Genomic DNA, 26,168 nt, shown 5'->3' on the forward strand with positions numbered 1-26,168 from the left:
CTAATGTAATATTTCTTCGTTTTGTAGTCTTGTAGTATCATCGGCATAAAAACTACAGACCATATACATCATATTACCATGAGATTAATCGGCCTATTACTCATTATTTGTTTTGTACTAAGTTCTTGTACCTCATCCAGGAAATTGCTGGAAAAGGGAAAGTACGATCATGCAATAGAGAAATCTGTTAAAGCATTGCGTAAGGATCCGGGGGATACTAAAGAGTTCAACGTACTTAAGGAGGCATATCAAAAAGCAAATTATTTCGACAATGATCGTATTGCCTACCTCAAGAATGAAGGCCGTTCTGAAAACTGGCTCGAAATATATACACTTTATTCACAACTGGAATCACGTCAGAATTGGATTGAATCGTTGCCCGGAAACTTGCCAAATCGATTCGAGCTGGTGGACTATGATGAGTATTTAATCGATAGTAAAGAAAATGCCGCTGAATTTGCTTATCAAAAAGGCATTGAATACCTGGACCGTGGGGATAAAGAGAGTGCAAGACTTGCCTACCGAGAATTTGAAGAGGTTCAATATTTGTATGGCGACTACAAGAATGTAGCTCAACACATGCAGGAAGCACGTTTCCTGGGTACTTCTCATGTTCTTTTCCGTGTTGAGAACAACTCAGAAGTTCTACTTCCAAGAGATTTTGATTACGAGTTGAGAAAAATCAGTTTGAAAGACCTCAATGATCAGTGGACCAACTATGACACCTATGCCGACACCTCATTGGTATATGACTACTACATCGAACTTAACCTGAATGACATTCGGATATCACCGGAACGTATTGATAAAGAATCATATACTGAGACCGCAGAAATACAAGACGGTTTAAAGTATGTCTTTGATCAGAATGGCAATGTCAAAAAAGACTCGCTGGGAAATGATATTAAGGTACCGAATATGATTACTGTATCAGCAGACATAACCGAATCACGCCAATTCAAGCATGGTATCATTTCCGGCTCTCTGGATTATATCGATCTGAATACAGATCAGCTTTTAAAAACAGAAGATATTTCCGTAGATGCCATATTTGAACATTTTTCAGCAGTTTATTCAGGTAATGAAAAAGCTCTAACTGAAGAAACTAAAAGAAAGCTACGGAGCAGACCCGTTCCCTTTCCAAGCGATGAATCACTACTCTTGGATGCCGCAGAGCTTCTGAAAAACGAAAGCAAGGCATTTGTACTGAGCAACAGAAATGTGCTTCTTTACTAATCAACCTATCACGTTAAAGGTCTGATCAGGTTCCAGAGCCAGCACCGTTTCGGTCATCAGGTTGATAAGGGCATCTACATCCTTGATGGAAGCCATTTCGACCGGTGAGTGCATGTACCTGAGCGGCAGTGAAATCAGTGCGCTGGCAATGCCCGTTTTCTGATAAAAGATGCTGTCGGTATCGGTTCCGGTACGCACACTGGTTGCCTCATGCTGTACCTCTATTTCTTTCTCATCACTGACTGTTTCCAGAAACTCTACGATCTTTGGATGATTTGCCCCGCCATGCTGTAATACCGGTCCCTGACGAAGTTTTATCAGACCGTGCTGCTTGTTATCAATTCCGGGAGTATCGGTCGCATGGGTAACGTCAGTTACAATAGCCATGTCGGGTTCCAGTCGGTAGCTCATCATTCTTGCCCCGTAACCGCCCACTTCCTCCTGCACCGAATTGAGTGCCATAACATTTACCTTAAGCTCGTCCCGTCGCCGGTGCAGGTTTTGCAGAACGCGCGCAATCACATAACCGCCGATGCGATTGTCCAGAGCACGACCGGTAATGATGTCATCCGATAGGTACTCATAATCATCGCTATAAGTGATGGGATCCCCAATCTGAACCATCTTCAGGGCTTCTTCCCTGCTTTTGGCTCCTATATCCACGTAAATGTCTTTCCATTCCGGCTGTTTCCCGCCACCATTCTTTTTGTCTTGTAAATGAATGGCCGTATTTCCAACAACACCCGAAACTATACCATCCCTGCTGTGGATAAACACCCTTTTAGCCCGGGCTATAGTAGAATCGCTCCCACCGAGCTTATTGATAAATACATATCCGTCATCTGTTATATGCTGTACAATCATGCCGATTTCATCACAATGCGCCTCGATCATGACGGTGATGACATCAAAACTGGTATTAAGTTTGGCAACAGCCGAACCATAGGTATCGGTTTGAACTTCATCGGCATACTCTTCTACATAATTTTTCCAAACTTTTTGGCCCGCCGATTCAAACCCGGTTGGACTCGGAGTGACTAGCAACTCTTCTAAAAAATCAAATTCAGGTGATTCATCCATATTCTGCAGTAGTTTTCTGTTTCATGATTTGAAGAGAATATACAAATTCAATGATGATCAGCTAAATAACTTTTGAGAATTGATTTTTGAAATGAGTCAAAAGGATCGCATTTTTTATCCGAATTTAAAAAGTATCATTATTCATGTATAAACCTGAATATCAGAAAGATCTGTTCCCTCACTGGTTCACACAAAAGATTAGATTTCGGGATCTCGACCCACTGAATCATGTCAATAACGCAATCTTTAATACCTACTATGAGGAAGCGCGTATCGGCTTTATTCAGGTTGTCCCGGAACTGGCCGAACAAATGTCAAATGGGTACAGTTTTGTATTGGCGACCATTTCAATCAATTACCTTAAGCCTGTCACCTATCCTTCCCGGCTGCTCATAGGATCCGGAGTTAAGAAAATGGGAAATTCAAGCATCACCAGTTTCCAGGCAATTTATGATGAAGAAAGCAAAGAACTGGTTTCAGTAGCTGAAGCATCAGGCGTCTGGTTTGATCTCACTAAACAACGTCCCAGCCGGATTCCGGATATTGAAAACAAACAAAAATATATGCTTGATATGGAAGAGTTATGAACCATTTCTTATTGAATGAGAATTCAAATCAACTCTTCTATTTAATACTAATTTCGAATAATGGATAAGAGTACTCAGTACAAGATTTTCAACGACCCCATTCACGGCTTCATCACGGTGCCTAAAGGCATCATTCTACAACTGATTGATCACCCCTATGTTCAGCGCTTGCGGCAGATCAAACAGATGGGACTGGGTTACCTGGTGTTTCCGGCAGCGGAACATTCCCGTTTTTCCCATGCCCTCGGGGCTATGGAACTGGCACAGAGAACCCTTAACAACCTGAGGGAAAAAGATACCACTATCAGTCCGGCTGAATTTGAAGGTACCCTGATTGCCATCTTATTGCATGATGTCGGACACGGCCCCCTTTCCCATACCCTGGAATGGGATTTGATCAGCGATTTCAGTCACGAAATGATGACGCTGGCCATCATGCGGGAGCTTAACCAAACCATGGATGGGAAACTGGAAACTGCCATCAAAATATTTACCGACCAGTATCCCAAGAAGCCTTTTTTGAATCAGTTGGTTTCTTCTCAGCTCGATCTCGACCGGCTGGATTACCTGAAACGTGACAGTGCCTTTACCGGTGTCTATGAAGGTTCGGTGGGAATTGATCGTATCCTGAAAACCATGCGGGTTCACAAAGGCAATGTCGTTATTGAAAAGAAAGGTATCTATGCCATTGAAAACTACATATTAGCACGTCGACTGATGTACATGCAGGTTTATCTGCATAAAACCGTTCTGAGTGCCGATAAGCTGATGCGAAATATCTTTAAACGTGTTAGAGTACTCATTGATCATGGTGTTGATTTGCCAAGCCACTCCCCATCCCTTACTTATTTCCTTAAAAATAGACCAAGCGCAAAAAAAGAGATTTCCCAGGAAGTGCTCTATAATTATGTTCAGCTCGATGATAATGATGTTTTTCAGAGCATCAAATACTGGCAAAATTCCGATGATGCTATACTCGCTGACCTTTGCAAACGCTTTCAATCACGATCGCTCTTTAGAACCACCTTTCTCAAATCCGGCAAAACGGGAAAGCTAGAACAGAAGATCAAAAACAAGACCAAATCGCTGCTTAAAAAGCGAGGCCTCCCTCATGATGATGAGTCAGCCGCCTACTACTATGACTTTGACAAGAGCTATAGCGAGGCATACAAATACGAAAATGAAGGAATATGGATACTGGAAGAGCAAAACAAGGCCATAGAGTTTTCAAAAGCGGCCGACACCAAAAATATTATCGCTCTTACACAGCCTGTGGTAAAACCTTATGTAGTACACTTGAAAGGATTGGAGATATAAAAATGGGAGGAATTCCTTTGTAAACTCCTCCCAATAAAGGATTGTAACTTATTTTCTGAGCAGTATATTCAGCCCGTTGGTACCTTTAGCAACGAAAATGGTTTTTCCGGACGGATCTGTTTTGATATAATTCGCAGATGCCCCGCTGTCGTCATTCCATTGTGCAACCAGTTCCAATTCAGGATTTTGATTGCTTTTCTTGGTGATATAGACACCGTCTGTGCCGTGAGCAATAAATACATATTTAGCGTCAGCTGTGACACCGTTTGCTACATCACTGCCCAAGCCATCGAAAGAAAATACCGGCACTTCCTGCTGGCTTAAATCATATCCACGCACACCCTTATTTCCCAAGGCTATCATCGTAGTATTATCACGATGTTCTACCACATTTTTGCCGTCTTTGGGCAGCACATTGAATCCGGTTTCAACGCTATTAATACTCATGGTATTGAAATCAAAAGTATAGATCATCGCGTTATCACCTTCTACCGAAAGACCTACCAGATCGTCATTGCGCCGATCGATATATTTGGAGTAGCTACGGAAAATACTTTCTGTAATTACAAAATCGTCTTTGTCAACCTGGAATAGTCCCCCACCCGTGGCACCGCTGGTAGCATACACATTCTGGCCCATCTCAACGACAGCATTGCCTGAATAACTTGGCAGCGGCAGCTCATTGATATTTTCGGTGAGCTCTTTTTCTTCAAAAATGATCTCTCCAAGTATGGCACCTTTGTGAACTTCAGTATCATAACCGGAAGCATCAACATCACGTCCTCCTACATACCAGGCTTTCTTGATATTTTCATCGACAACTATGGCATTCACATCCGTATCATCGAAAAGTACCTGAGATATGATCTCCGGATTTTCAGGATCCTTAAGGTCAAACATTTCAATCGCGCCTCCATACTCAGATCCCTTAAGATGATAGGAGACAAAAGCGAGATGTTTATGATAGTACACACTTGTAGCACTCAGTACATTCCCGTTCTGATCACTTGGAGATTGTACGTTGGCTAGATGAACAAACTCATCTTCCGCTTTGGATAACGCTTTCGCTGGTTCTGATTGGTCCGTTATCGGTTTGTTAATGATGCTGATTCGGGAACTCAGGCTTTTAACATCATTTGTTATTTTTAAACGATCATCCTGAAAACCGTTTTCACTCTGAAGGTCGCACCCAATAATACCCGCGACAAGGGCAATAGCTATTATTGATCTTGTAATCCTAGTCATGATTCACTCCTCTGTATTGATGGTTTATTTAAAAGTATTTAATGATTAATGAATTTTTAAATTAAGATACCCTAATCTCAAATCTTAAAATGTCATTAAGCCGGCAGTATCGACTTAAATATCCAGCTGTCGGGCTTGTTTTGATGTTTTAGCCGGATTCCAGGAATCTTTGTAAGATGACCTGAAAACGAGCTCTTTAAGGTACGCCCATGAACGTACAAACCTGATGAAGTTACCTGTATAAAAGACCATGGCAGGCATATACATATAGTATTGTAACTTCTCCCACTTTTCGTCAGAAAGTGCTATGACGATTGTAAATTCTACCGTTTTTGATACCGTGTACAAGGCAATACCCATAAGCAAGATGTACATAATAGTCTGGGTAAAACTGGTGACGATATCGAAAATATAAAAGTACCACAAGAACGTAAGCACAAAGTTGAAGAAGATATTTTCGGTAATCGACAGGAAATTCAACAGATCGAAATTTTTGTCTATGAAGAATATGTTCTTGTGCTTCCGGAATCGAAAACGGATCAGTGATCGACTCCATCTTACCCGCTGCTTAGCCAGTTTCGCAAAGGTTGTGGGAACCGAAGTTAAGGCTACCGCACTGTACTCAAAATGGGCCTTATATCCCAGTTTTCTGATCTTAAGCGTAAGATCACCATCCAAACCGGGTCCTACATCCCAGCCGGACACTCGCTCCAGAGCTTCTTTCCTGAATGCCCCGAAGGCTCCTGATATGATACGTAGTATTCCCAAAGTTGAAGCACCCAGCCGTCCTACCGAAATGGTCAGATAGTATTCAATGGTCTGCAGGGCCGTACAGAGGCTGTCCTCTTTATTGCGAACCTCAAGGTTGCCCCCTACGGCCCCGATTTTTTCATCCTGATAAAAGGGTATCAGAATATTTTCCAAGGCATCCGGTTTAAGGGAACAGTCGGCATCACAGTGAACAACGAACTCTCCATCAGAATATCTAAGTCCCATATTGGCTGCGGAAGCTTTACCTCCCCTCACCTCATTCCTCAAAAAGTGCTCTACCTTTCCCTCCCTTTCCAGTTTGCGGCCTATCAATTCTGAATCATCTGTAGACCCGTCATCCACCAGGATAATTTCATAATTCTTGTAGGTCTGCTCTTCTAATGATTTTACCAGCCTGTAATAGTTTCGGCCTTCATCTTTTCCCGGAACAATTATACTTACCAGAGGCATCTCTTTGAGCAGCTTCTTGTGGCCCTCCCGGCGATCTTCATTACCAAACTTCCGTTTATACAGGTAGTAGGCCAGCACAAAGTAATCGAGCAACACGTATCTAGGCAGCTCGAATACAAAATAGAACCAAAAGATTCGAATGAATCCATCGGTCCCCTGCTGATGCCAAAAGTTTAAAAATTCCTGCATACTCTCAGACTTTCTGCTGATTTTCTACCAATTCAGTGATAAGGTCATCCGCGTAAGTACCGGATGGCACCTCTTTTATTTTAGGATCAGCAACCAATTCAAATCCCTGGAAATTATCTGCAATCAACTCCTTGACGATTCGAATGATCTCCTCAACAATAGCTTCTGCTTTGTCCGTATCCTTGTCGGTAAAAAGCATCATTACCGTTATCATATCCTCAAAAACAGCCAGATCCGACACCGGAATGTTTTCCGTAATAACTTCATACAACTCTCTGACCAGATCTTTTTGCATACTTTCTCCGGTCTCTTTAAATAGCTCAGGCAGATTGGCAAATCGTATCATGGCCATCGTAGCATCTAGGTCGGTATTCTCTATTCTCTCGATCTCCTGCTGCAAGATTTTCCGGAAGTAGCTCATATCCATAATCTCCGAAAGCTCATCAAACTCTTTGAGGCGTACCGTGATTTTACCCATCGCAACATCCTCGCCTAATTCCGTCATACGGTATGCCTTAAGCATGGATTTTGTCAAATGTTCCACCCTTGTATCCGAACCGCAGTTGTTGCACTTGGCTTTAACCTGGGGATCCTGAAAAGAGTGGTCGCAATTCATGCAGTTGTACATCACCGAAGGCTTATCATAGTCAACACCGATATGCTTCAAATATCGGCTGCACTTGGGACATTCCATGCTATCCCGTTCACCATCACCTTCAAAATCAGAGGCTGGCCCTACATATGCACATGGAAAGTGATGTATGAGGTCTTCCGTTTTTAAATGGGTCGATGAGCAGAAAGGACAGCTTTCCCTGAAGTGCATATAAGCATTGGAGCAGGTATTACAAAGGTACAGGCTCTCAACAAAATCTCCGGTAAGCAGATCTTCCTCTTCTGCAGCTTTCAAAATTTTAAGAGCTTTCTGCTCTTCGTCAAATTCTAGATTAGTACTGAGCATGGGATAAATAAACCCAAGTTTTGCCTCTCGGACCGGAATAGGACTTAACATATCTATTTCCCTGGTGTACATATACCGCAGTACTTTCTCCAGGAGAATATTCTCCAGATCTTCAAACTCATTGACATTCCTGACTACCTCAGCAGCCCTGTTGATGGCCTTGTTAAAACGTGCATAGGAGAAAGGCTTTTTCAGGTAATCAGTCACGCCATATTCAAATGCCTGTAAGGCGTAATCGCCCTTTTCGCTATAGAGAATGGTCTGAATATCCTCAGAAGCATCAATCTCATCCATAAATTCAAAGCCGGACATGTCTTCCAGTTCCACATTCAGAAAGATCAAGTCAATCTGGTGCCGGTAGAAAAAACCAAGCGCCTCCCTCCCGCTCTCTGAGCTGCCAACCAGTTTAAGCTGGCTGCTGTTTCGCTGGATAAGATTTGCCAATAATTCCTTGGATTCTTTGTCACTGTCAACTATTACACAATTTAATCTCATAACGGCATCTCAATTTGTTGAATGCTATTTACATCCGGGATTTTATTTTCCGGGTGATATCTGCAATCGGTTTCAGATCTCCCAGGTTGCTGGTGGTACCATCAACCAGCTTTGCTATCAGTTTGTCAGGTTCACCGTAGAGCCGGTAGAGAAACAGGGGCGTCAAATAGACCGATGCCTGATTATGCGAACGGATATTTTTAACAAGTTCCAGTGAAGACTTCTTTTCGGTAAACTCAATTACAACACCGTCAAAAGGCTTGATCTGGTCGAGATGAAAAGGATACCTGTCACTGACTCTCAGGAAGGTCAACTCTTCATATTTTAAGGTCTGTACGGTATTGTTCATAATGAATAAATACTTTTAGTTACCGTTACACCTAAGTGGCTTAGTGACTCCCACATCTTTCGGGCCTCTTCATCCACCGGCATTAATTCAACGATATACTGATCATTCATCTCGTTAATATCCAGCTGTTCCAGGGCTTGACCGTTAGCTGCCTCCAGATTAACAATTCTGCCTCTACTGGTCTGCCCATCGTCGAAAGTAACTCTTACCTCATCCCCAATTGACAAGTGTTTCACACTCTGCTCACTGAACACTGCTTTTATCCTGACTTTTGGTTTCTGGATTTTAATGGAAAGTACTGGCTCCGAGCGAAATGCAAATTCTGATTGCTCTTTAAACAGGTTGCTTATTTGTCCGCCTATGGGTGAACGGTACAAATTATCGCTCCCGGGATATTCGGTGTAAAGTAGGCGTTCTGAAGCAACCGCTTCTGAAATACCCTCGCGAGATTGCTGCATCCTATTGACTTTCAGGCTCATCAGGTTCAACTCTTTTTGAAGGATGTTGAGTTCTGAATTGAGATCAACCAGTTTGCTGTTCAGCGAATTTAATTTATTCACCGGCTCGATATCGAGCTTAACCTCTTTCTCTATCAAACCCTTTTGCCTTTCGTAGAAATTGATTCTTTCTCTCAACTCCGCTCTCTCTGTAGCTTTCAAATCGATCTCGGACCGCATCTCAAAGATTTCCTCGCGTAGCTCTTGACGGATATCCTGCAGCTCACTCCGCGACCTGCTTTTCTCTATTAAGATATAGCTGAACAGAGAATCTTGTTCACTGACTCTGTCCCCTTGGTCCACAAAGATTTCGGTGATTTTTACATCCGAAGGGAAACGAACCTGGAGATGAGTGCCGATGATACGACCTTCTCCGCTCACAAAGAAGTAAGCACTCAGCAAATAATACAAAACCACAATAATTAAGATGCCAAGAAACACCATGTAGATGACGCGATCCCAACTGCGATCTCGCGCTGTGGTTTTTTCTTTCGTCCCCCTTATCTGTGAAGGTCGATTTTTAAATTGTTCACTCCTCATAATAATTCAGGGTAACTTCACTGTTATCTAGTTTCATCAAAGATTCTATATCGTGTATAGCAAATGTTCGAACATTCAATTCTCGAGATAGCTTTTCAATAAAAGATTCAAATTCGTTCAGACTCTGAAAATCTTCCGGACGCAAAGCAATTGCCAGGTTCTCATCCATTACTTTCATCTCTCCTTCTACCTTTTCTTTGACTTTATCCGAATCATCCATTCCATATGCCATCACATAAATATCATCCGTCAATTCAGCAACCTGTTCAATAATTGAGTCATAAAACACGGGTACAGAAACGGATAGGCTCAATCCATGGGCACCGGCCAGCTTTTGTGCTTTGCCCAGCATCTCCAGGTAAAGTACTTTATACTCTCCTTTTCTGCTGTCCCAATCATTTCTTGCATGAGGTTCTACATCCAGGTGAATACCGGTCATGCCCAGCTTTTTACCGGTGCTGAATAATTGCTCTAGTTCAGTATCGTGACCTGGCATCAATAGATCATTATCCCCTATCATCCATTCAACTTTTATACCCCGACTTTCGGCAATCGGTATAAAGTTTGCCGCTTTTTTTCTTAGCAATGAATCAGTACCGGTGGATAGAAGCAGTTGATTTATCCCATGCTTCACAAGGAATTCAACAAGCTCTTGATTGGAAAGTTTATTGAATTGAGATGACCAAAGATATGCTGTTTTTGAAAGTTTAGAATTACTATCAGCAAAATAATCATCAGGATTTATGACATAAATAAACTCACTGAAGTCACTGCCTGGTACATTATCACGTACCTCAATAAGAATCTCGTACATATCCTGCTTGATGGACAGAAGATCCCTCTTTACGTCAATTCGTTCAGCGAGCAATTCAAACAGTACCAATGGACTATAAGCTGGATCATTCAATTCTTGACGCTGTTGTTGTTTCCGGATGCTGGTATTCAGCTGCAGTAATTGTTGATAGCTGCTCAAATACTGTTGCAATTTCTCCTGGTAACGGGAATAGTCTGAATATATACCTTCGGAGCTTCGGTTTTTTGTACGAGTCAGTTCAGCCTTAAAGAGGTTTTCCCTCGCTTTGGCAATCTTTTGATTGCTGGACTTAAGCAGTGGCAGCGGTACAGATAAGTTCAGTCCAACCGAGAAATATTCCCTATTTCTGATATTTGAAATATTGACATCTGAAGTACTATTGTAATAATTGTAGCGAACAAATGTCGATAGGGAAATATCTCTCCAGGAATTGTACTCATTATCAATTTTACCGACCTGCTGTGCAAATATGCTATCCTGCAGCGATTCAAACTGACCCTCCTCAAGCAGCTTATTAATACGGATATTCAAAAGGGGCAATTCATTATCCCCTGAAACTGGTAGTTCCAGATTAGCAAACTGCCTGCTTCTTGATAACAGATTTTCAAGCTCCACCTCAGCCTGTGCCCGTTTGGATGTCACCTCTATAACCTCTTCCCAAGGTTTATAATTGAGCTGATACAGCTCCGTAGCAATCCGATGCCGGTCTTCTAAAATGGCAAGGTAATCTCGCACAAGTGACGCCTTTTGACCGGTGAAATAGTTCTTGAAAGCATACTGCAGGGAGTCAATTTCATCAGCCTGTCGGCGGCCTGCATACTCAAAACGTGCAATTTGTTTTTCATTTTCCAGCTCCCTGATTTCATGGCGGTTATCCAGGTAACCGTTATTCAAAATATCCCACTCCAGCTCCAGCTGAGCGCGCCGACGATAGTAGATTCCCTCCACATTAAATACTCCCTGCTCCAGGTTTTCCAGATATCCGGCGTTCAAATCCAATCCGATGTCCCGGTGTAATTTATCTTGCTCGGCCTCAATTACCTTCACCTCATATGAGCCTGATCCCGAATACTCCAAACTGAATAACTCTTCTAAATTACCTTTAAATGACGGTTTATCAGTTACCGGGGCAGTTTCGGTATGATAGGCAACGAGGGAGTCCACTTTTGAAATGAGATCGGATAATCGCTCTTCCCTTTCGTTCTGGGCTGTAGCACTATTAACGGTGATTGCACAAAGGCATACCGATAATGCTATGATTCTGAAAGCAGATACACTTGTTGCAGGAACCTTTATAAAAGGGTATAGATTGCTATTGTGCATTATTACTTAGCACCTGTCTGTTGTCAACTAGTTAACTGTTTAAACCCCGTATTCCAGAGGAAAATTATTCAATTTTTTATCTATTGATTCCTAATCTATGCTACAGCTTGAAGAACTTCGTTAATGAACTTAAAGTCAAAGTCTCTTGCTGATTTTTTTAGTTTTTTCAGCGCTTTATTGTTTGGTTCAAACCGCCTGCTGAGATATTGATCTATTTTTGAAAGCTTCTCAAGATCCTGAAGTTCCAGCGCCTCCATTATGATATCTTTATTCTCACTGTCTAAAGTATCAATAAAACTTGAAATATCATTAACAGTAACCTTTTCCTGCTTCATTTCCGTCTTATTCACAAAGGTGAATACCTGGCTTTCCTCGTATAATTCATCGGATGCCTTTACAGGTATTACAACCATGAAGTCAGATCCAAAACCCGGGTCACTCTTTACTTCTACTTTACCGCCCAAAAACCGTGTCAACCTGTCAACAAGGGTTAAACCCAAACCGGTACCTTCTTTGGTTTCGGAATTAATTTTGGAAAACGGCTTAAAAATCTGACTCTGCTTATCTTCCGGAATTCCAATACCGCTATCGCTGACTATAATAAAAAGCTTTCCGTTAACACCGCTCCCTTCCTCTTCTACTCTTTCAAAATCAATGTTTATCGAAACTTCACCTTGGTAGGTGTACTTCAAAGCATTGCCAACCAGTTGCTGTAGGATGCGTTCCAATTTCTGAAAATCAGTAGTAAGCGTTCTGGGTACCCCTTTTGAAACGGTACCGCTCAGTCCCAAACCCTTTTTTCTGCACTTACTGATAGAAGAGTCAACCGCGTCTTTTATAAGTTGTTCTACCGAAAATGAAACTTCCTTATAGGTAATTCTCGAGGTTTCAATCTTAGAGAGGTCAATCACATTATTGATCATGGATAAAAGTTGCATACCACCATTTGAAATCTCTTCAACAAAGGTTCGCTGCTCATCCGAAAGTTCACCGGTATTTTGCATTACCTGGGTGTAGCCAAGGATAGCATTGAGCGGTGTCCTGAACTCGTGAGACATATTTGCAATAAAAGTAGATTTGGCCCTACTTGCTTCTTCGGCCCGTTCCCTTGCTTTTATAAGCTCCATTTCGGTGTTCTTTCTATCCGTAACTAATTCTGCGTAAATGATTATTCCTCCAACTTCTCCGGAAGTTTCATGCCATGGATGAATTTCCCATTCAATCCACTCTTCTTTGCCGCCGCGTGTTATAATTTTATCTTCACCTTTTCGGGTGATTCCTGTCATACAAATCTGGTATATTTCAACCCAATCTTCCGAGATGTCAGGAAAAATCTCGTAATGTGATCTTCCAATGACCTCTTCATCCTTGATATCATAATCCTCCAGCCAGCGGTCACTCACCACAATGTATCGCATATCCCGGTCGAACATCGCAACCGATGCCGGATTATGCTTTACAAAAATTCTGAACCGCTCTTCACTTGACTCGAGTTTTTCTTCAAAACTCTTGTCATTGAGATTATCTTGATTCATTACTTTCAGAATACGCTGCTCCTGTCTTTTTGAAACTAATTGATATTGCTTCAATATGTGAGAAGTACGTTAGACTCTACGGAATTATGATACTATTGCTTAATCTGATTTTTCAGAAATCCCTAAATAGGGTATACGATCACTCCTTTTATATTAGAATGAAAACTAAAGAAAAATTAAACAGTCACACAGTTAGGCTTTTTTAATATCAATCAAGTGAAGATGTAATAGGAAATACAAGAAAGGACAGATTAGGCTTAAGTAATGGACGCTCAAAACTTGTTTTAAGAAATCAGTTCCTTATTCTTTCATACACTACGAAGGATAATTCGGGATGATCCTCTCTTTTTATTTCTTTCCAGACAGATCCGATATCATCCCTGTATTCCGGAAAATAAGTGTCTCCTTCATATTTTTCGTGAATTTCAGTAACAAAAAGTTTGTCGGCATCTGAAATGGTCTGCCGGTAAACTTCTCCACCACCAATCACAAATACGATATCCGCACGTTTCAAATAAGTTAATGCCTCTTCTAAAGAAGAAAAGGTTGGAACATGATCGTAGTTACGTGAACGACTTAAAACTACGTTTTCACGTCCGGGGAGGGGTTTCTCATTAATTTCTTCAAACACACCTCTGCCCATGAGAAGCGGGTGACCCATAGTAGTTTTTTTGAAATACTTCAGATCATCTGAGTAATGCCACGGTAAAGTACCGTCTTTCCCGATAACAAGATTAGGATCATGCGCTACAATCAAAGCCAGCGTCATACCGCTACCTCAAATTTGATAGACGGGGCCGGATCATAATTTTCGAGCTTGAAATCCTCGTACTGAAGATCATCCAGCGGTTTATCGGCTATATGCAATGTAGGTAGAGGTCTGGGCTGCCTTGTTAGCTGCTCCTTGAGACCTTCCACATGATTTTCATAAATATGGGCATCCACGATCGTATGAGCAAATTCGCCATACTCCAAACCAACTTCATTGGCGATTGCCATGGTTAAAGCTGAATAGCAAGCAAGGTTGAAAGGAATTCCCAGTGCTATGTCCCCACTTCGCTGGGTTAGGTGACAATTGAGCTTACCGTTTGAGACATTAAATATATACATCACATGGCAAGGCGGCAGAGCCATCTCATCAAGCAGACCGGGATGCCAGGCACTGACCACAATGCGACGACTGTTTGGATTGTTTTTAAGCATATCAATAGCTCTCTGTACCTGATCAAATTCTTTCTTGACCCATACGGTTTTAACGATATTTGTGGCGTCGCCCTCGAATCCGACATCCTCTCGTTCAAAATATGGAAAACGCCTCCACATTACGGGATAAATCGGGCCTACATGTCCATCTTCATCTGCCCAGTCATCCCAGATATGGCAATCCTTTTCATCGCGCAGCCAGCGAATATGGTCTTCCCCCCTCAGGTACCACAATAATTCTAAAATCACTGATCGAAAATAAACTTTCTTGGTGGTAAGAAGCGGAAAACCTTTTTGAAGATCTACCCTATAAGATTCGGCAAAGCTGGAAATTGTATCTGTCCCCGTACGGTTTTCCTTCTTTACTCCATGATCCAATACATTTTTAACCAGATCGAGATATGCTTTCATAAGTACTGTAAATCAATTAATAAATAACTGTTTGTCTCTTAAAGAACTACGCCCTGCAAAAGTAACAGAGCAATAGAGAAATAAATAATGATTCCTGTTACATCAACTAATGTTGCTACAAAGGGTGCTGAAGTTACTGCGGGATCCAGGCCGAATTTTGTCATTACAAAAGGTAACATTGAACCGCTTAAATTACCAAACAACACTACGCCAACCAGACTGCATCCTACGGTCAGCGCCTGGAGTACCAGCTGAATTGAAAAAAGCTCACCCCTATACATCATCCAGAGTGCAATAACTATTGATCCCATCAGTCCGATCAAACCACCTAGTAATGCACCCGACAAAAATTCTCTTTTTAAAACCTTCGTCCAGTCTTCAAGATTGATATCGTCTGTTGAAAGTGCCCTGATAATCAGAGTAGCAGCTTGTGAACCGGAGTTACCACCGCTAGAGATAATCATCGGTATAAAAAAGGAAAGAACTGCCGCTGCGGCAAGAGCACTCTCATACGTAGCCATGGCCGTAACGGTTAGCATTTGGCCCATAAATAAAATGACCAGCCAGCCAATTCTCTTCTTCACCATCTCTGAAATGGAAGTTTGGGAATAGTAGTCATCGAGGGCATCCATACCGGCCATAAGCTGCATATCCTCGGTGGTTTCCTCTTCTGCCACATCAATAACATCATCAACAGTTACAATCCCAACGAGAATGCCCCCTGAGTCAACCACAGGCATTGCCACACGGTCGTACTTACTCAGCATCTTTACTGCCTCCTCCTGATCATCGAATGCACTTAATGCTTCGAAATTCTCATCCATCAGGGATGATATCTTTGCTTCCGGATCAGCCAAAATGAGCTGATTCAGCCTCAAATCATCAATGAGTTTTTCTTTCTCATCCACTACATAGATCACATTCACCGTCTCAACACTGTGACCAAAACGCCTGATGTGTTCCATGCTTTTTAGGATGGTCCAGTCTTTTTTCACTTTGACATAGCGAGGCGTCATTAAACGACCGACGCTCTCCTCGGGATAACCCAACAGCTTCTGAACCAATTTACGGTCGTCTTTCTCCATTGAGTTCAACACGCGCTGGGTGAGGTGGCCCGGCAACTCCTCCATCAGAGCCACTCGCTCATCAGGCTCCAGGTTAGACATGACATCACTCAACTGCTGAGCGGTAAATATGTCAAGAAGTTCAGCGCCTTTACCAGTACTCAGATAGGAAAATACATCAGCGGCTTTTTCTTTTTTCAGTAGACGAAAAATGACCACTGCTATTTCGTTGTCGAGCTCTTCCAAAAGCTCTGAGACGTCAACTGCCGGAACATCATTCAAAACCTCTTTGAGTGTAACCCAATCCTTTGCTTTGATTAGCTCCTCAAATTCCGGTTTTAGAAGATGGACGATCATAAGACGTCTGTTTAATTTAGCAACAAATTAGTGTCGGGTATTAAAAAATTACCTCCACAGGAGGCCGGATTGGGTACAAGAATCGCATAAAAAGATACAAAAAACAAGCCACTAATTTCATCCCCCTTCTGGCCCCGACATGGAGTTAAAATATTCTTTAAACAATAGTAGTTTTATTTTGCGATTTTATGCTCACTTTGTGACTTTAGGACTTAAATTTAACAAACCAGTCATTTCACTTTGAAAATTATCATTATTGGTGCCGGTGAAATCGGCTACGATCTGGCAAGTGTACTCTCCAAGGAAAAACATGATGTCATAGTTGTAGATCGCGAAAAGACCTGCCTCGATAAAGTATCTGAAAACCTTGACGTACTCTGCTATGAAGGCAATGCCACCTCAGCCAAAGACCTCGTAGAGGCAGGTGTGAAAGATGCCGATATTCTGATTGCTGTGACCAGTATTGATGAAGTGAACATGATTGCATCCATGATGAGTAAGCGTCTTGGAGCCGATATGGTGATTGCAAGGGTTCGCAGCGACGAACTTTCCCGCCCCAATGCACCACTGAAATCAACCGATCTTGGCATTGATGTGCTTATTCATCCCGAACAGAGTGCCGCCCAGGAAATTGTACGTCTGATCAAGCGGGCCTCCGCCAGCGACCTTATTAACCTTGCCGATGGGAAAATGCAGCTGATCGGTCTTAGAATAGGCAAGAACTCTCCACTTACCGGGAAGCTGATCAGCGAGTATGCCCAGGAGTTTCCTGATATTACTTTTAGAGTAACTGCTATCGGTAGAAAAGGGCTAACCATTATTCCATCAGGAAACCTGCGAATTCAGGCACTTGACCAGTTATTTATTCTTTCCAAGACCGAGGATATTCCTGCTATCATCAAAACAACCGGTAAACCCGATATAGAGATAAATCGCATTATGGTAGCCGGGGGTACTCCCATCGGTGCCATGATAGCCCGCATTCTATGTAATGAGGAGAAAAAATGGAATATAAAGCTGATTGAACCCGATTATGATACTGCTGTTGAATTAGCCCAAGAGCTAAAAGACGTACTGGTATTGAACGGAAACCCGACCGATCCGGATCTTTTGGCTACCGAAGGCATCACCGATATTGATGCATTCATTTCTGTTACCGATGATGAGGAATCGAATATTATTTCCTGCTTGATGGCCAAACACCTGGAGGTAAAAAAGACGGTTGCTCTTGTATCCAAGTCCGATTACATACCGCTCAGTCAGACCATTGGCCTCGATGCAGCTGTTAACAAAAAATCGGCGGCATCGAACGAAATACACCGTCACGTTCGCGGCGGACGCGTAATTTCAGTCACTGCTTTACAAGGAATTAAAGCTGAAGTGATTGAGCTTCAAGCGGCACCCAAATCAAAAATTGTTAAGAAACCCATACACCAAGTCAAATTCCCAGAGGGATGTGTCGTGGGGGGGATATTGAGAAACGATTCCATTGAAATTGCTACCGGACAGTCTCAGGTGAATGCTAATGACCGGGTTATCATATTCTGTCTGCCGGAAGCTATTGACAAAGTAACATCACTGTTTCAATAATGGCCAATACGCTAAATACCTCCTTTAAACGGGCTCAGTTCGATTTTTCTTCCGTACTTGGCATTTTGGGTGCCTTTATCTTTTTTCTGGGATTTGCCCTGATCTCTCCTTTAATCATTGCTCTTATTTACGGGGAGGCTATCTGGAATACCTTCTTATATTCAGCAGCCATCGCCTTTGTGGTTGGCGGGGCTCTATACTACTTCTTTAAAACCGATCGCGAGTTGCGGATTCGAGAAGGGTTTTTAGTTGTCAGTTTAACCTGGCTCTTCCTTTCGTTGGTTGGTGCCCTGCCCTTTGTCATTTCCGGGATATTACCCAGTTACACCGATGCCGTATTTGAGACCATGAGCGGACTAACTACTACCGGTGCCACCATCATGGGTGGGACGACGAGTGATGGATTTCATAACCCTCAAATCGAGACCCTGCCCAAAAGCATTCTCTTTTGGAGATCGCTGGCACACTGGCTGGGCGGAATGGGAATCATTGTACTATCGCTTGCCATTCTTCCGCTATTGGGCGTGGGTGGCATGCAGCTATTCCAGGCCGAGTCGCCCGGCCCTACCGCGGATAAACTGACTCCACGAGTTCAGGAGACAGCCAAGTTGCTCTGGGGTATTTACGTGGCCTTTACTGCTACAGAATTTCTGCTACTCTGGTTGCACCCTTCAATGGACTGGTTTGATTCGATAAACCATGCTTTCGCTACACTTGCAACCGGAGGGTTCTCAACCAAGAACAGCAGTATAGCGGCCTTCGATTCAGTGTATGTAGATGTAATCATAATCATATTCATGTTTTTGGCCGGTATTAACTTTGCCATGCACTTCCGACTGCTCAAGGGCGATGCGGAATCATTTTTCAATAACCGGGAAACACGCTTTTATTCCCTGATTACACTTGTTTCTATCATTGTAATTACTTTATCGCTGTGGTTTTTTGACGGGTACTCCATCGGCAGTGCCCTTCGATATGGTGCTTTTCAGGCTGTCGCCATTATAACCACTACCGGTTTCGGTACAGATAACTACGAGGTGTGGTACTCATTTGGGGCCTTTTTTCTCTTCCTCCTATTCTTTACCGGCGGATGTGCCGGTTCGACGGGCGGCGGACCTAAAATGATCCGTTGGATGATCATCATCAGAAATTCTTATAGGGAGGTGAAACAGATCGTACATCCCAAAGCTATCCTGCCTATTCGCATCGGGGAGAAAACAGTAGATCCGAATATTCAGCGTACCGTACTCAGCTTTTTTATGCTGTACATATTTGTATTTGGGCTCGGTGCATTAATAATGGCATCGATGGGTTATGGTATGGATTCGGCTATAGGCGCCAGTATTGCCTGCCTTGGAAATATTGGTCCCGGTTGGGGAGAATTTGGACCCACCGACAACTTTGCCCAGATACCATATGTTGGAAAATGGGTTTTGATACTATTGATGATGATCGGCCGACTTGAAATATTCACCGTACTTCTGCTCTTCACCCCTACCTTCTGGAAACAATAGAATAATTGTAGAATTATTGAGTTGGTGTGTTGGTGAATATTTAGCTTGAATTCTGTAAGGAAAGTTCAACTTAACAGTCATATTAATAAAGTATATATAAACTTTAGTTTGTTAATGTGAATAATAGTAAATCTAATTTTGCTGATGTGTTTAGAGACAGAACCAAGGCATTTGCTATTTCTGTAATCAAAATTTGTAGAGAGCTACCGAGGTCAAGAGAATTCAACATAATCAGCTATCAACTACTACGCTCATCTACTTCCGTAGCTTCCAATTATCGAGCTGCTTGCAGAGCACGTTCAACTAAAGAATTTTATGCCAAACTCTGCATTGTAGTAGAAGAAGCTGATGAATGTATCTTCTGGTTGGAGCTTCTTATGGAGTTAGAGGGGAACAAAAATGGGATTAAGATATTGATGCAAGAGGGGAAAGAAATATTGTATATCTCAGCAAAATCCAAGAAAACAACCGGCGGATCTCTTTAGACAAGATAGGATTACATTACTTTTCTAATTCACCAACTCACCAATTCACCAACTAAAACCGTATCCACTTTTTGTCTTCGAGCAGCTGTATAAGAGCGGGTAAGAAGGTGAGTGCAGCTACCAAAGTCATACCAATTCCAATTACGGCCATTTCACCAAGTGACTGCAAGCCTGGATGGTTGGTAAATAGCAGTCCCGAGAATCCAAGCATGGTGGTAAGAGAACCGATTGTAACATGCTGACCGGTACTGGAAAGCACGCTCCACATGCTATTCTCTCCTTCATCGCGATAGCGATGGGCAAGATGAACCCCATTATCCTCCCCTATGCCCAGAATAGCCGGCAATACAACAAGATTGTAAAAATTGAACATCATCCCGGCCATCATCATAATGCCAAACAACCATAGAAGTCCTACCACCAGCGGAAGCATGGCAATGAGTGCCCATCGCAGAGACCGGAAAGAAAAATACATCAACAGGAAGACGATAGTAAACGTCGCTCCAACCATATATGGACTCTCATTACGCATCAACTCCAGCATTTCAGCTGCAATGATGGAAGTGCTGGCCGCATAGAACGTTTCACCGTTGTCGAGTGTAACCTGCCCGACATCGTGCTTGAAAGCTATGGACTGCCTTCCGTCTGCCAACCCAACACTCGGATAGACGATAACAAAATTGCCAACCTCTCCATCTTTATTCATGAATTGGTCTTTGAAATAATCCGGTATTTCATCCATATCCATGGGTTTCATGGTCTGGGCCGCTCGTCTCAGCTTATCTAACTGAGGATCTTCTTTATTTCGCAAAAAAGGATCATCCAACAGTTGTCGTATACGGGCAATATCTTCCAATTTCTCTTGGGCTTCATCATCGGATACCGGAAATCGCTCTGGCAAAGCTTCGACATCCCTGATCGTCGGACTTGTGGTATCAGTTCTCATCTTGTAACGCAGCTTTTCCAATATGCCCATGACCTGTTGCTGGTTATCGGCCAATATGTAGGCAGGATTTCTCTTATCGGAAGTAGTCACCTGGTCAGAAAAATTTCTAAAAGATTCGTACTCCGGATATTCGGGTTCAAGCTCGCCAAAGTCATACTGAAATCTAAGTTGCCCGGAATTGAATATAACAAATACTGAAATGAGCAGGCCGACTGCCACAATGCTTCTGGCATAGGGGAATCTATGAAAACGTGTGGTATCTTCTGATTCATCCTCCTTTTCATTCAGCAGAATCCAGTCAAATTTCTCAAATAGAACCAATAAGGAGGGCATCACAAAAAGCATACAAAATAGAGCCAGGATAATGCCGGTGCCTGCAATAAACCCAAATTCAGAAAATCCCCTGAATTTCGCCAGAATCAATACAAAGAGTGAAAAAGCAGTAGTCAATCCGCTTACAACGATAGCCGAACCGGTCTTGTCATAGGTATTATCCATGGCATCCATGATGTTCATACCTGAAGAGCGAAATTCAATATACCGCGCGTAGAAATGGATGCCGTAATCTATTCCCATACCGAAGAGAATAACAAAGAGCACGGAGGTCATGGTATTCAGCATTCCGAGTACGCCGTAAGTGATACCAAAGGTCCAGGTGAGACTGATAAATAGAGGTATACCGATAATAAAGAACGGAACCGGCATTCTGATAATATGACTAAAGATACCGTGTTCCAGATCCCTCCTACTTCCATGCCTGTAATGAATATACTTCTTAAAGAAAAAGTATAAAATGACCAGCAAAATGACACTCGAAATACCTGAGGCAAAACTACTTAAGACATCATCCATCACTGAGTTAATCTCAGAGAGGTGGCGTTTTAAGCGACCACCAAATCGAACTTCCATCTCTTTATTATAGGTAGTCGGTTGCATCACCGCCAGCAGCGAATCGTACCTGCTAAACATTCGCTCCAGATAGGAAAGGTCACTCTTCGAACCGGTAGGATAAAATTTTAACAGCATAACAGTGCTGTCCGGACTAACAGGATATTCGGATGGAATCAGATTCTCGTAACTTTCTTCAAATCGAGAGAGATTACTTTCTCCGGCACTATCTTCTTCCTCACCAAAGTCTATATAAAAGGGATTGGCTTCTTCCTTTGCTGCCTGAATTTCATCTTGCAGATAAGTAGTTATGTCGCTGATTTCATTCGGTGTGGCAAAATAAAGTGCGTTATTTTGCAATACCTCCGTTTCTTTCCGGAACTCAGCCCGTTCAAAAAAAGGTGCGTTTCTTGTCGAATCGTATAGAGCCAGGCTTTGCTCGACCAGATCTTCGGCAAAACGCCGGTTATCCTCAAAACTGGGTGACTTTATAGCCACCTCCATCGCGGTTTCCCCTCCTACTGTTTCCTGAAGTTTTTCAAGTGCGATTACATGTTCGTTCTTCTTGGGCAGCAGGTTGGCAAGATCTGTATCTACTTTCAGTTGTAGGGCAAAATAGCCTGCAACAAAAGCGGAAGCCACCGAAACTGCCAGCACCAAAATAGGATGGCGATAGTTTAATTTTACAAGCGGTCGCAGAAACTGAAGAATCTTCTCCATTTAATTAGTCAGTAGAATGTTTCTTGCAAATAATGGGCAGAAGTTACATATAATTAAGGTAATTATTGAGCCTCCAAAATCGGAAGGGCTAATTAGAAAATTTATCATGGCGATTTCAGCATGATATCATCATAATCAGCCTTGACAAAACTTCCCGTGCTGTCACCGTCACTTAATATCAATATAGCTAATGGTGTCCTCGGTGGATCATCTCCAAATAATCTCCGATAATCCTCAACAATATTTCTTTCAAATTTAATCCATTTTCCGGTATTCTCACTTCCCGATTCAACGACTACGATTTGCTGATTGCCGAATAGTTTGGATGTCCGTGTACCTTCTTTCAGCGTAGTACTCCAAGTGTAGCGTATGGATTTAGGTACTTTTTTAAAGAGTGCCACTCTTCCAAAATCAAATACGACATAAACACTGGCTACCACATCATTTCGGTCACTGGAGTCCTCATTTCCATTATTGGGTAACGAATAAGCCCTGACTTTCCACGATAGAATAGGTGTTTTATATATATCAATACCGTAAATATTTTCTTTCTTCTTATTAATTAGCGGATAGTTGATATGTTTGGCTGAGGTACCTTCGTACCGCAAAAATTTATTAGAGTCTTCACTTAGTATCCGGTAATTATAATCCTCAACCACTTTAGGATCATGGTTTTTTAGTGTCTTATTTCCATTACGGTCATACCACCCGATTGGAAACTGTCCTACCGAATCTTCCTGAAAATCTTCAAGCAGGATGATGCCTTCATCAATCCTCTCCGGTCCGTTCTGTGCCAAAACAGGCAGACTGAATAGCCCAAGAAGCGCTCCTGCGCAAAACAGCGTAATCAAGAATTGAAAATATCGTAACCGTTTTATCATAAACTGTAGATTATAGTTGTTGTATTTTATTTCAACCGTAAATGCCTAAAAGCCTTATTAATTAGCTAACGTTCGGATTGTTTATTTATTCGCTTCATATTTTCTAATAATGAATCCGACACATGGTCCCAGGTTGCTTCTCTTAAGATACGCTCCCTTCCTTTCTTCCCCATCTGATTCGCAAGCTCTTCATTATTTAACAGTTTCAGCAAGGAATCTATAAGCTGCTCAACATTTTTATTTTCAATCAAATATCCCGTTTCACCGTGAATTACGGCATCAGGTATTCCACCTGTCCTGGAACCTATAACTACTGTTTCACAGGCATTTGCTTCAAGAAATACGATGCCGAATCCCTCGACATCCGGCGGATTATTACCGGCAGGCATAACAAATACATCTGCCATACTGTAGTAAGAGGCCATCTTCTCATCAGGGATTCGTCCGAGAAAACGAATATGGTCATTGAGCCCCAAATCAGTTACCAGTGCCCTAAGGCGACCTTCATCCGGACCGGTACCCCCTATCAGGTAGGTAACATCTTCATTTGATAATACTATTTGCTGCATTGCTTCAACCACCAGGTCCAGTCCTTTTCTGGGCACCAGCCGGCAAATTGAGAGTATTACTTTTTTATTTCCGATATCTAACTCTTCGGCTAATGTTGCTGTATTTTTTGGCTTGAACACCTCAGGATCGGTCCCATTTCCAACAACATAAGTATCTGATTGAGGCACCCCATCATTGTGAAGAAGCGAAGCCGTATAATTACTGACCGGGAAAAAGCCGTCAATACTTTTAAAAAGTTTTTTTCTAATACTGTGCAGTTTTTCTGATAACCACCCGTTGTCTCCATTGAAAGGACGCAATAGAAGTTCTCTTGCATGTGCTGCTACGTAGATATGTTTCGGATAACCTGCTTTCCGTGACAACACTGAAGCAAAAGAAGTCTGCCACTGCGTATGAAATGCCGTATCAAATTTATTTTTGAACATAAAATAGATAACACAAAATGGAGCCACCAAGGGCAAGAGACTGTTTTTGACCGGAATTCTGTAAACAGGAAATGATAATTTCCGATCGAACGCATCTGCATCCTCATGAGTCGGTGCTATTACCGCAAAAAATTCGACCGACGTGACAAAACGCTTGGCCAGTTCGAAACTGTATGTTTCGATTCCTCCGGTATTAGGAGGGAAATCTTGAGTCACCAGTAATAAACGCATGCTAAAGACGGTAGAATTTTCTTTTTGATAGACCCGAAACTAAGTATATTTTATCAGACATTTAATTGATTTACCATCCCAATAGTGAGCAATTTAGTTAGCGTTTATAAAAAATCCGTACGTATTGTAATTACAACATTTGTAATATATGCAATACTCGTGGCAACCCATCTAGGTGAGTTTTGGCCCTTTAGTATCTACCCCATGTTTTCACAAGCCGGTAAGCCCTGGAAAAGAGCCGTAGTAAGGGATGTATCAACAATTGAGGACAGCACCATCTGGAAAAACTACAATCACGATAATCTAGCCGGAGAACCTGTACCTCTGGATGATTTTAATATCAATACCAATGATATTGCAAACCTTCTTTCCAAAACTGATACATGGACCGAAGCAAAAGTAAACGGTGTCAGAAAGTTATTTTCAAAAAATATAGGTTCACAAGAGTTACTTATACTTCAAGCCCGAGGTATGCTAACTGAACAAGATAGTGTTGACGTTCAGTTCATTCCATTTATTTATTTATCACAGGACACTACTATTTTGAACAGCGAATTAAAATCCGAGTAACTTTTGAAATTCTGGAAACATTTATTCAAATACGACGCTGAAAAAAGTTTCGGCGAGGCTTTACATTTTAGACTATTTGAAGCCTTCGTTGTAAGCTATGTGATATATTTTGCCTGGGATTGGGGCTTCTACATACAACAGATCGGAGAGGTCGTTCTACCCCTTGGAATAGCCCAGTACATTGATATCAGTTTCATGTTTGATAACTATATTTCGGTATTCAATGCACTGCTGATGACTCTGTTTTCCGTGTTGGGACTGCTCAGAATTATGCCTAAATATGCATACATCCTCTCTTTCATCTGTTTTCACCTGCATTATGTATCCAGATATTCCCTGGGTGAAATTTCTCACGGTTCCAACTTTATAGGTATGAGTATCCTGGCGCTGGCCATCGCACTGTTTTTCTTTAAAGATCCGAAAATTTACAGGCGCTTTGTGTTCGGATTTCTGATTCTGTTCTTTGGCATCGGATATACCTCTGCAGGTGTCAGCAAGCTGATTGGAACCGGCATTACATGGATCGATGGCAGGCACTTGTGGTTGTGGATTGCAGAACGACGAGTGGATGTTTTATCGGCAGGCGGATCTTTTTCCCTAAATTGGCTTCAGGAAATATCACTCCAATACTCATGGATTGCCTCCCTTACCCTGCTGTTCGGTTTACTAGCTGAATTAAGTGGTTTTCTTCTCTGGTTTGATAAAACACGGCCCTTTATTGCTACAGCGCTTATTGGTATGCATTTTGGCGTGTATATTACTATGAATATTATGTTTGATGTCTATATTTATTTACTCTTATTCATAGGTTTTCCCTGGGGCTACTGGATTAACAAATACACCTCTCTGGGAGAGAGCAACCTATCTAATATCGCTTTATTAAAGAGGTAGCAATTATTGGAATTGATAGGATAGTAAATCTCCAGT

22 protein-coding genes are annotated in these 26,168 nt (G+C 42.1%); 8 read left to right on the forward strand and 14 right to left on the reverse strand.

Features of this window, described 5'->3' with window-relative positions; genetic code table 11:
- Positions 1 to 78: 78 nt before the first annotated feature.
- Positions 79 to 1,236 carry a tetratricopeptide repeat protein gene (locus tag G3570_RS08990; RefSeq protein ID WP_165141485.1) on the forward strand — a complete coding sequence of 386 codons (1,158 nt, stop codon included), beginning with the start codon at positions 79 to 81 and terminating at the stop codon, positions 1,234 to 1,236.
- Here the strand turns inward: G3570_RS08990 and G3570_RS08995 are convergent, their stop codons facing one another.
- Positions 1,237 to 2,316, reverse strand: coding sequence for a M42 family metallopeptidase (locus G3570_RS08995; RefSeq protein ID WP_165141487.1), 1,080 nt, complete (start codon positions 2,314 to 2,316; stop codon positions 1,237 to 1,239).
- Between the two features lie 143 nt (positions 2,317 to 2,459).
- Here G3570_RS08995 and G3570_RS09000 point away from each other — a divergent pair, with 143 nt between their 5' ends.
- Positions 2,460 to 2,903 carry an acyl-CoA thioesterase gene (locus tag G3570_RS09000; RefSeq protein ID WP_165141489.1) on the forward strand — a complete coding sequence of 148 codons (444 nt, stop codon included), beginning with the start codon at positions 2,460 to 2,462 and terminating at the stop codon, positions 2,901 to 2,903.
- Positions 2,904 to 2,963: 60 nt separating this feature from the next.
- Positions 2,964 to 4,220, forward strand: a complete 1,257-nt coding sequence (locus G3570_RS09005; protein ID WP_165141491.1) for an HD domain-containing protein — start codon at positions 2,964 to 2,966, stop codon at positions 4,218 to 4,220.
- 48 nt (positions 4,221 to 4,268) lie between these two features.
- Here the strand turns inward: G3570_RS09005 and G3570_RS09010 are convergent, their stop codons facing one another.
- From G3570_RS09010 to mgtE, 10 genes are all read right to left on the reverse strand, one after another.
- Positions 4,269 to 5,465 (reverse strand): LVIVD repeat-containing protein, encoded by a 1,197-nt coding sequence (locus G3570_RS09010; RefSeq protein WP_165141493.1) that lies wholly within the window; start codon positions 5,463 to 5,465, stop codon positions 4,269 to 4,271.
- A gap of 114 nt (positions 5,466 to 5,579) precedes the next feature.
- Positions 5,580 to 6,875 carry a glycosyltransferase family 2 protein gene (locus G3570_RS09015; protein ID WP_165141495.1) on the reverse strand — a complete coding sequence of 432 codons (1,296 nt, stop codon included), beginning with the start codon at positions 6,873 to 6,875 and terminating at the stop codon, positions 5,580 to 5,582.
- 4 nt (positions 6,876 to 6,879) lie between these two features.
- Entirely contained in the window at positions 6,880 to 8,328 is a 1,449-nt protein-coding gene (locus G3570_RS09020) for a TackOD1 domain-containing metal-binding protein (RefSeq protein ID WP_165141497.1), read from the reverse strand.
- A gap of 28 nt (positions 8,329 to 8,356) precedes the next feature.
- Positions 8,357 to 8,677 carry a hypothetical protein gene (locus tag G3570_RS09025; RefSeq protein WP_165141499.1) on the reverse strand — a complete coding sequence of 107 codons (321 nt, stop codon included), beginning with the start codon at positions 8,675 to 8,677 and terminating at the stop codon, positions 8,357 to 8,359.
- Positions 8,674 to 9,714, reverse strand: a complete 1,041-nt coding sequence (locus G3570_RS09030; protein WP_165141501.1) for an HlyD family secretion protein — start codon at positions 9,712 to 9,714, stop codon at positions 8,674 to 8,676. The genes G3570_RS09025 and G3570_RS09030 overlap by 4 nt, the downstream gene beginning before the upstream one ends.
- The gene (locus G3570_RS09035) at positions 9,704 to 11,851 is read right to left on the reverse strand and encodes a TolC family protein (RefSeq protein WP_165141503.1); all 2,148 of its coding nucleotides are present in this window, start codon (positions 11,849 to 11,851) and stop codon (positions 9,704 to 9,706) included. The genes G3570_RS09030 and G3570_RS09035 overlap by 11 nt, the downstream gene beginning before the upstream one ends.
- A 95-nt stretch (positions 11,852 to 11,946) precedes the next feature.
- Positions 11,947 to 13,386, reverse strand: coding sequence for a PAS domain-containing sensor histidine kinase (locus G3570_RS09040; RefSeq protein ID WP_165141505.1), 1,440 nt, complete (start codon positions 13,384 to 13,386; stop codon positions 11,947 to 11,949).
- A 292-nt stretch (positions 13,387 to 13,678) separates the two neighbouring features.
- Entirely contained in the window at positions 13,679 to 14,155 is a 477-nt protein-coding gene (locus G3570_RS09045) for a dihydrofolate reductase (protein WP_165141507.1), read from the reverse strand.
- Positions 14,152 to 15,000 (reverse strand): thymidylate synthase, encoded by an 849-nt coding sequence (locus G3570_RS09050; protein WP_165141509.1) that lies wholly within the window; start codon positions 14,998 to 15,000, stop codon positions 14,152 to 14,154. The genes G3570_RS09045 and G3570_RS09050 overlap by 4 nt, the downstream gene beginning before the upstream one ends.
- A gap of 38 nt (positions 15,001 to 15,038) precedes the next feature.
- Entirely contained in the window at positions 15,039 to 16,421 is a 1,383-nt protein-coding gene (mgtE, locus tag G3570_RS09055) for a magnesium transporter (RefSeq protein ID WP_165141511.1), read from the reverse strand.
- Between the two features lie 240 nt (positions 16,422 to 16,661).
- On the opposite strand from mgtE, the gene trkA reads away from it, so the two are divergent.
- From trkA to G3570_RS09070, 3 genes are all read left to right on the forward strand, one after another.
- Positions 16,662 to 18,011: a Trk system potassium transporter TrkA gene (gene trkA, locus G3570_RS09060; RefSeq protein WP_165141513.1), complete on the forward strand. Its 1,350-nt coding sequence runs from the start codon at positions 16,662 to 16,664 to the stop codon at positions 18,009 to 18,011.
- Positions 18,011 to 19,525, forward strand: coding sequence for a TrkH family potassium uptake protein (locus tag G3570_RS09065; protein ID WP_165141515.1), 1,515 nt, complete (start codon positions 18,011 to 18,013; stop codon positions 19,523 to 19,525). The genes trkA and G3570_RS09065 overlap by 1 nt, the downstream gene beginning before the upstream one ends.
- Positions 19,526 to 19,641: 116 nt before the next feature.
- Complete coding sequence (locus G3570_RS09070) at positions 19,642 to 20,010, forward strand: four helix bundle protein (RefSeq protein WP_346267252.1); 369 nt, start codon at positions 19,642 to 19,644, stop codon at positions 20,008 to 20,010.
- A 52-nt stretch (positions 20,011 to 20,062) separates the two neighbouring features.
- Here the strand turns inward: G3570_RS09070 and G3570_RS09075 are convergent, their stop codons facing one another.
- The 3 genes from G3570_RS09075 to G3570_RS09085 all read right to left on the reverse strand — a co-directional run bounded on the left by G3570_RS09075 (position 20,063) and on the right by G3570_RS09085 (position 24,671).
- Entirely contained in the window at positions 20,063 to 22,564 is a 2,502-nt protein-coding gene (locus G3570_RS09075) for an efflux RND transporter permease subunit (RefSeq protein WP_165141517.1), read from the reverse strand.
- A gap of 104 nt (positions 22,565 to 22,668) precedes the next feature.
- A complete protein-coding gene (locus G3570_RS09080) occupies positions 22,669 to 23,445 on the reverse strand; it encodes a DUF3047 domain-containing protein (protein WP_165141519.1) in 777 nt (258 codons plus the stop codon).
- A gap of 65 nt (positions 23,446 to 23,510) precedes the next feature.
- On the reverse strand, positions 23,511 to 24,671 hold the full coding sequence (locus G3570_RS09085; protein WP_165141521.1) for a glycosyltransferase family 4 protein: 1,161 nt from the start codon (positions 24,669 to 24,671) through the stop codon (positions 23,511 to 23,513).
- 204 nt (positions 24,672 to 24,875) lie between these two features.
- Here G3570_RS09085 and G3570_RS09090 point away from each other — a divergent pair, with 204 nt between their 5' ends.
- Both G3570_RS09090 and G3570_RS09095 read left to right on the forward strand, forming a co-directional pair.
- Entirely contained in the window at positions 24,876 to 25,241 is a 366-nt protein-coding gene (locus tag G3570_RS09090) for a hypothetical protein (protein WP_249066912.1), read from the forward strand.
- Positions 25,242 to 25,244: 3 nt separating this feature from the next.
- Positions 25,245 to 26,132: an HTTM domain-containing protein gene (locus G3570_RS09095; RefSeq protein ID WP_249066914.1), complete on the forward strand. Its 888-nt coding sequence runs from the start codon at positions 25,245 to 25,247 to the stop codon at positions 26,130 to 26,132.
- The last annotated feature ends 36 nt before the right edge of the window (positions 26,133 to 26,168 follow it).

Source organism: Halalkalibaculum roseum (assembly GCF_011059145.1).
In the GTDB taxonomy this organism is placed as follows: Bacteria; Bacteroidota; Rhodothermia; order Balneolales; family Balneolaceae; genus Halalkalibaculum; species Halalkalibaculum roseum.

What these genes read in the sequence shown, in the direction of transcription:
- G3570_RS09030 (WP_165141501.1), bottom strand. Translation starts at nt 9,714, where the DNA reads ATGAGGAGTGAACAATTTAAAAATCGACCTTCACAGATAAGGGGGACG.
- G3570_RS09000 (WP_165141489.1), top strand. Translation starts at nt 2,460, where the DNA reads ATGTATAAACCTGAATATCAGAAAGATCTGTTCCCTCACTGGTTCACA.
- G3570_RS09025 (WP_165141499.1), bottom strand. Translation starts at nt 8,677, where the DNA reads ATGAACAATACCGTACAGACCTTAAAATATGAAGAGTTGACCTTCCTG.
- G3570_RS08995 (WP_165141487.1), bottom strand. Translation starts at nt 2,316, where the DNA reads ATGGATGAATCACCTGAATTTGATTTTTTAGAAGAGTTGCTAGTCACT.
- G3570_RS09085 (WP_165141521.1), bottom strand. Translation starts at nt 24,671, where the DNA reads ATGCGTTTATTACTGGTGACTCAAGATTTCCCTCCTAATACCGGAGGA.
- G3570_RS09015 (WP_165141495.1), bottom strand. Translation starts at nt 6,875, where the DNA reads ATGCAGGAATTTTTAAACTTTTGGCATCAGCAGGGGACCGATGGATTC.
- G3570_RS09045 (WP_165141507.1), bottom strand. Translation starts at nt 14,155, where the DNA reads ATGACGCTGGCTTTGATTGTAGCGCATGATCCTAATCTTGTTATCGGG.
- G3570_RS09010 (WP_165141493.1), bottom strand. Translation starts at nt 5,465, where the DNA reads ATGACTAGGATTACAAGATCAATAATAGCTATTGCCCTTGTCGCGGGT.
- G3570_RS09035 (WP_165141503.1), bottom strand. Translation starts at nt 11,851, where the DNA reads ATGCACAATAGCAATCTATACCCTTTTATAAAGGTTCCTGCAACAAGT.
- G3570_RS09050 (WP_165141509.1), bottom strand. Translation starts at nt 15,000, where the DNA reads ATGAAAGCATATCTCGATCTGGTTAAAAATGTATTGGATCATGGAGTA.
- G3570_RS09090 (WP_249066912.1), top strand. Translation starts at nt 24,876, where the DNA reads ATGTTTTCACAAGCCGGTAAGCCCTGGAAAAGAGCCGTAGTAAGGGAT.
- mgtE (WP_165141511.1), bottom strand. Translation starts at nt 16,421, where the DNA reads ATGATCGTCCATCTTCTAAAACCGGAATTTGAGGAGCTAATCAAAGCA.
- G3570_RS09040 (WP_165141505.1), bottom strand. Translation starts at nt 13,386, where the DNA reads ATGAATCAAGATAATCTCAATGACAAGAGTTTTGAAGAAAAACTCGAG.
- G3570_RS09080 (WP_165141519.1), bottom strand. Translation starts at nt 23,445, where the DNA reads ATGATAAAACGGTTACGATATTTTCAATTCTTGATTACGCTGTTTTGC.
- G3570_RS09075 (WP_165141517.1), bottom strand. Translation starts at nt 22,564, where the DNA reads ATGGAGAAGATTCTTCAGTTTCTGCGACCGCTTGTAAAATTAAACTAT.
- G3570_RS09005 (WP_165141491.1), top strand. Translation starts at nt 2,964, where the DNA reads ATGGATAAGAGTACTCAGTACAAGATTTTCAACGACCCCATTCACGGC.
- G3570_RS09020 (WP_165141497.1), bottom strand. Translation starts at nt 8,328, where the DNA reads ATGAGATTAAATTGTGTAATAGTTGACAGTGACAAAGAATCCAAGGAA.
- G3570_RS09065 (WP_165141515.1), top strand. Translation starts at nt 18,011, where the DNA reads ATGGCCAATACGCTAAATACCTCCTTTAAACGGGCTCAGTTCGATTTT.
- G3570_RS08990 (WP_165141485.1), top strand. Translation starts at nt 79, where the DNA reads ATGAGATTAATCGGCCTATTACTCATTATTTGTTTTGTACTAAGTTCT.